We start from the raw sequence: 5,653 nt of genomic DNA, 5'->3' as shown, positions 1-5,653 counted from the left end.
GCACACGTCGATCCCCCGGCGGGCCGCCGCAAGGGCGATGACACCACCCGCTTGTGCGGTTCCCATCGCGGTTCGAACATTGTGCTGAGCGAAGACGCGTTCGATGGCAACTACATCCGGCCGGTGGGTATCCAGCCAGTACTCCGCTGCCTCCGCGATCCGCAACAACCGTTGCGCGAGGTCCATGTCGGCGGGCGTTCGAACCACGTCGACATCGAGAGCGATGACGCTGCGCCCTGCCCCGCCCTCGATCAAACTCAACCCACACCGGGTCAAGCCGGGGTCGACGCCCATGACGCGCACTGTTGCCACCTTCCGCTTACGAACTGTTGTTCGATAGCGTAGCGGAGGACTACCGCAGCGCGCGGCTGCGACACCCGCTCGACGGATCGGCGTCAGTCTTCTTCGAGCTCGGCCAGTACCTCATCGGACAGTTCGACATTGGAGTACACGTTCTGCACGTCGTCGCTGTCTTCGAGAGCGTCGATGAGCTTGAACACCTTGCGCGCACCGTCTGCGTCGACAGGGACGCTGACCGAGGCCTGGAAGCTCGCCTCGGCGGAGTCGTAATCGATGCCCGCCTCCTGCAGCGCCGAACGCACTGCGACGAGATCGGTGGGCTCGCTGACGATCTCGAAGGTGTCACCGTTGTCGGTGATCTCCTCGGCACCGGCGTCGAGCACTGCCATCAGGACGTCGTCCTCGCTCTGGCCGTTCTTCTCCAGAGTGACCAGTCCCTTGCGCGAGAACAGGTAGGACACCGATCCAGGATCGGCCATGTTGCCGCCGTTGCGGGTCATCGCAACGCGTACTTCACCGGCTGCCCGATTGCGGTTGTCCGTCAGACACTCGATGAGTACTGCCACGCCGTTGGGTCCGTAGCCCTCGTACATGATCGTCTGCCAGTCGGCGCCACCGGTTTCTTCACCGGCGCCTCGCTTGCGGGCCCGCTCGATGTTGTCGATGGGCACCGAGGTCTTCTTCGCCTTCTGAATGGCGTCGAACAACGTCGGATTGCCCGTCGGATCGCCACCACCGGTACGTGCCGCCACCTCGATGTTCTTGATGAGCTTGGCGAACGACTTGCCGCGTCTGGCGTCGATCACCGCCTTCTTGTGCTTGGTGGTGGCCCATTTGGAGTGGCCGCTCATGCGATGGAGCCCCTTTCGTACATACAACAAGTGTTCGTAGTTTACGCGTGCGTGGCGGTGGTCGACTCCAGATGGCTCGGCCGGTCTCGGAATCGAGGCGCTACGCCGCCCGAACCAGGTTCACGAACTGCTGATGAACACGTCGATCACCGGTCACCTCGGGATGGAAACTCGTGGCCATGACCACGCCCTGCCTGACGGCAACGACCTTGCCTGCCGCGGGGCCGTCGGGAACAACGGCGAGCACCTCGACATCGTCTCCGACTCGTTCCACCCATGGCGCACGAATGAACACTGCTCGCACAGCATCACCGTCGATGCCGACGAACTCGAGATCTGTTTCGAACGAGTCGACCTGACGACCGAAGGCGTTGCGACGGACGGTGATGTCGAGCCCATCGAGATGCTGCGCGTCCGGCCGGGTGTCGAGCACCTCGGTGGCGAGCAGAATCATGCCCGCGCACGAACCGTAGGCCGGTAGTCCGTCCTTCAACCGCGCGCGCAGCGGCTCGAGCAGATCGAATACCGATAGCAGATTGCTCATGGTGGTGGACTCCCCTCCGGGGATGACGATTCCGTCGACTGCGTCCAGTTCGGAGGGGCGTCGCACGGTGATGCCAGTCGCGCCACTCGCCGACAGCGCGTCCAGATGCTCGCGGACGTCACCCTGCAACGCAAGTACGCCGATGGTCGGGCCACTCATTTGGGCACGAACGGATCGGTGATCGTCTTCGACGTGTCGCGCTCGATGCGCATGAGTCCTTCTTGCACGACTGCGGCGACCATTCGACCCTGCCTGTCGAAGATCCGTCCCTGTGCAAGCGCTCGACCGAAATCGGCGGACGGCGACGTCTGGTCGTACAGCAACCACTCGTCTGCGCGGAAGGGCCGCAGGAACCACAGCGCATGATCGAGCGACGCCGTCTGCGTGACGACATCGCGATGGGGAACCTTTGCCGAACCGATCAGCGTCATGTCCGACATGTACGCGAGTGTGCACACGTGGAACACCTGGCTGTCCGGAAGAAGATCCCGGTACCGGAACCACACTCGTTGCTGCGCGGCGAGACTCGCGTGCTTCTCGGTCTGATCGTCCGGGATCCTGCGAATGTCCCACTCCTTCCACTCTTCGTAGAACGAATTGTCGAAGTTGGGAAGATCGCGTGGATCAGGCAGGGATTCGGGTTCCACGACGCGAGGCATCGTGTCCTGATGCGATATTCCATCATCGTCGACGTGGAACGACGCGGACATGGTGAAGATCGCCTTGCCGTCCTGGATGCCGGTCACTCGGCGAGTACAGAACGAACGTCCGTCGCGGATACGCTCGACCATGTAGACCGTCGGTTCGGTCGGATTGCCGGGCCGGATGAAATAGCCGTGCAGCGAATGAACACGATACTGCTCGTCGACGGTGTTGACGGCGGATGCCAAAGCTTGGCCGGCGACTTGGCCGCCGAACGTCCGTTGCAACAGACTCGGGAACGTCCGACCACGAAAGATGTCGTTCTCTATGCGCTCGAGTTCGAGAATGTCCTCGATACTGGCCATTGGTCACCTTTCTTGTCACTGCTGGTGAAGGCTAACAAGCCAGTCGACAGGCAAGATGGGCTGGTGCCCCACCACCATTCTGCGGCCGCTGCACCGATATTTCCCGACCTCCTCGTGGAGAGGATCTGCGATCGAATTCCACTCGGCCGTCGGACAATCGGTGTGGTCGACGGTGCGGACGCCGCCGAGCCCGTCGCCTTCGCTCACCGGATCCGCGAGCGAATTCGATCCTCCGGACGTTCTTGTGAGGTAATCGACCTTCACGACTATGTTCGTCCTGCGTCACTGCGATTCGAGTATTCCAAGAACGACGAACTGACCTACCGGACAGCGTGGTTCGACTTCGACGCCGTCGACCGCGAAGTGGTGGCGCCTCTGCGCGCCGGTGGCCGAGGCCGCTTTCTTCCCAGGCTCTGGGACGAAGCGACCGATCGCTCAGCGCGCGCCCGACTCGTCGATGCAGCACCGGACCAAGTACTCGTCATCGCGGGCCCGACGATCCTGGGCCGAATCGACGACGCCGCGGTGACCGTGCACCTGAAGCTGAGCGAGGGCGCGCTCCGCAGAAGAACACCGGTCGAGGCCAGTTGGACGATCCCGCCGATTCTCACCTATTACGCCGACACCGAGTTCGAACCCGACTTCACCGTTCGGTGGGACCACCCGGACAAACCTGCTCTGCTCACCCGCGGATGAGTCGACGAGTCACCAACCGCGCTCGGCCAGCCGGTGACCGACGGGGAGATCGTCGACGTTGATACCGACCATTGCCTCGCCGAGCCCGCGGGAGATCTTCGCGAGCACGTCGGGATCGTCGTGGAACGTCGTCGCCTTCACGATGGCCTCGGCGCGTTCCTTCGGGTTGCCGGACTTGAAGATTCCGGATCCGACGAAGACGCCTTCGGCACCGAGTTGCATCATCATCGCTGCGTCTGCCGGAGTCGCGATGCCGCCCGCGGTGAACAACGTGACCGGAAGCTTGCCGGCGCGAGCAACCTCGACAACGAGGTCGTACGGTGCCTGAAGTTCTTTGGCGGCGACGTACAACTCGTCTTCGGGGAGCGAGGTCAGACGGCGAATTTCGTCGCGGATCTTGCGCATGTGGGTGGTCGCGTTCGAGACGTCGCCCGTTCCTGCCTCACCCTTCGATCTGATCATCGCGGCGCCCTCGGTGATTCGACGCAATGCCTCGCCGAGGTTGGTGGCACCGCACACGAACGGAACGGTGAAGTTCCACTTGTCGATGTGGTTGGCGTAGTCGGCCGGTGTCAGCACCTCCGACTCGTCCACGTAGTCGACACCGAGGCTCTGCAGGATCTGGGCCTCGACGAAGTGACCGATGCGAGCCTTGGCCATGACCGGGATGGATACCGCGGCGATGATGCTGTCGATCATGTCCGGATCGCTCATCCGCGATACTCCGCCTTGGGCGCGGATGTCTGCGGGGACCCGTTCGAGTGCCATGACGGCGACGGCGCCCGCGTCCTCGGCGATCTTCGCCTGATCGGCGGTGACCACATCCATGATCACGCCGCCCTTGAGCATCTCGGCCATGCCGCGCTTGACCCGAGCTGTTCCTCTTCCGGAGGCACCACTGTTGTCGGAAGCCGTGCTGGTATCGGAAGCAGTGGATGCGGGCACGATGGGGCTGGTCACAGCGAACTCCTGAGGTGTGGGGACAGTCTGGCTCGTTTGGAGCGCGCTCGATAATAGGCCGAACTGGTGCTTGTTCCCATAGCCAGTGCGAGGGTGCTGGACCCCTCAGCGGATAGCGCGCACGTCCGGCTCGACGCGTCGGGCCAGCACGATGTTCACTTCGTCGAGCAACTCCGCCAGATCCTGTGGGTACACGGTTTCCCCGGTCGAGGCGAGGGATCGGATGTCGGCTTCTGTGCACCACCGATACCCGGTCACCGTGCGACGTTCCAGATCGGAGAACCCGGCGTGTTCGGGCTCGAACTCCTGAGTGCGGTATGCGAAGAAGAGTTCCTCGGAACGCAGCAGCGTCCCGTTGAACGGGAAGGTCGCCACCCGTCTCCACAGTGGGCCCTTCAGATCAGCTGCGGCAACTGTCAGGCCTGTTTCTTCGCGCACTTCCCGCACTGCTGCTTCCCGCAGATTCTCACCCGATTCCACGGCACCGCCGATAGTGAACCAAAAGTAGACATCGGGAACGGCGGGATCGTGGCCGCGCAGCAGCAATACTCGGCCTCGCTCATCGAGGAGGACGACACGCGAGGAGGTGCGCTGAACAGCGCGTCCCTCGTGTCCGAACGTCTCGGATGCCGAACGCTCAGCGATCTCGAAATAGGTGGGCAACTGGGCGGTTCCACCGAGGTGAAGCAGCCGAACGGGCGCAGTGGTGCGGAGTGCGAGAGTGTCGCGTACCGCGTCGTTGTGGAATCGTCGTGCGATCAGCACACGCGCCTCTGCGTCGGCGAGCTCGGCGACGAGCCTGGGAGGTAGGTCGGCTGGGTCGAGTGCTGCCAGCGCCACCGACACCGCGTTCTCTGCGGCCTCACGATGTGCACGATCGGCTCGCTCTGCCGTGTCCGCCAACGCTGCCAGATGTCTACTCTCCTCGAGACTGCTGCGCGTCGCGGCAGACACTGCCCGGGCAACAACGGCACGCCTGGCCAAAGCCGAATCGAGAGACTGCCAGGCCAGATCGGATCGGACGTGCAGCCGATCGAGTCGATTCGCCGTTCCGTAGGCCCACAGACCGATCACCAAGATCAGAACAGCAACGAGGCCGACTACAAGGATGGTCAGAGCAGACAGCGTCATCAGCTTGCAGCCCGCACTTTCTGTCCTCCGATGGTCACGGCCTCGTAGACCCGCATGATCTGCTCGGCAACGACGGGCCAGTCGTAGTCCGTCACGGCGCGGGACGCCGCTGCAACGAGTCCTGCCCTCATCTCCCTGGAGGACAGAAGCGAGTCGAGCGCAGC

Annotated in this window: 7 protein-coding genes; 1 reads left to right on the top strand and 6 read right to left on the bottom strand. The window is 63.2% G+C overall.

What is annotated here, in order from left to right; all coding sequences use genetic code 11:
* From A2J03_RS16705 to A2J03_RS16690, 4 genes are all read right to left on the bottom strand, one after another.
* Positions 1–303: crossover junction endodeoxyribonuclease RuvC (locus tag A2J03_RS16705; RefSeq protein ID WP_197480828.1), on the bottom strand; the 303-nt coding region annotated here is incomplete at its 3' end.
* A gap of 92 nt (positions 304–395) precedes the next feature.
* Positions 396–1,151, bottom strand: coding sequence for a YebC/PmpR family DNA-binding transcriptional regulator (locus A2J03_RS16700; protein ID WP_068376024.1), 756 nt, complete (start codon positions 1,149–1,151; stop codon positions 396–398).
* A 100-nt stretch (positions 1,152–1,251) separates the two neighbouring features.
* Positions 1,252–1,854 carry a pyridoxal 5'-phosphate synthase glutaminase subunit PdxT gene (gene pdxT, locus A2J03_RS16695; RefSeq protein ID WP_068376021.1) on the bottom strand — a complete coding sequence of 201 codons (603 nt, stop codon included), beginning with the start codon at positions 1,852–1,854 and terminating at the stop codon, positions 1,252–1,254.
* Positions 1,851–2,702: an acyl-CoA thioesterase gene (locus tag A2J03_RS16690; protein WP_068376019.1), complete on the bottom strand. Its 852-nt coding sequence runs from the start codon at positions 2,700–2,702 to the stop codon at positions 1,851–1,853. Before A2J03_RS16690 ends, pdxT begins: the two co-directional genes overlap by 4 nt.
* 63 nt (positions 2,703–2,765) lie before the next feature.
* Between A2J03_RS16690 and A2J03_RS16685 the strand changes: the two genes are divergently transcribed.
* A complete protein-coding gene (locus A2J03_RS16685; RefSeq protein ID WP_231912566.1) occupies positions 2,766–3,398 on the top strand; it encodes a hypothetical protein in 633 nt (210 codons plus the stop codon).
* Positions 3,399–3,407: 9 nt separating this feature from the next.
* Here the strand turns inward: A2J03_RS16685 and pdxS are convergent, their stop codons facing one another.
* Together pdxS and A2J03_RS16675 are read right to left on the bottom strand one after the other, a co-directional pair.
* Positions 3,408–4,343: a pyridoxal 5'-phosphate synthase lyase subunit PdxS gene (gene pdxS / locus A2J03_RS16680; protein WP_269455213.1), complete on the bottom strand. Its 936-nt coding sequence runs from the start codon at positions 4,341–4,343 to the stop codon at positions 3,408–3,410.
* 120 nt (positions 4,344–4,463) lie between these two features.
* A complete protein-coding gene (locus A2J03_RS16675; RefSeq protein ID WP_068376016.1) occupies positions 4,464–5,489 on the bottom strand; it encodes an NUDIX hydrolase in 1,026 nt (341 codons plus the stop codon).
* Positions 5,490–5,653 lie beyond the last annotated feature (164 nt).

The sequence above is a fragment of the Rhodococcus sp. EPR-157 genome (genome assembly GCF_001647195.1).
Taxonomy (GTDB): Bacteria; Actinomycetota; Actinomycetes; order Mycobacteriales; family Mycobacteriaceae; genus Rhodococcoides.
Note: the sequence above shows the minus strand (reverse complement) of the source record. Positions and strands in the feature narration are given on the sequence as shown.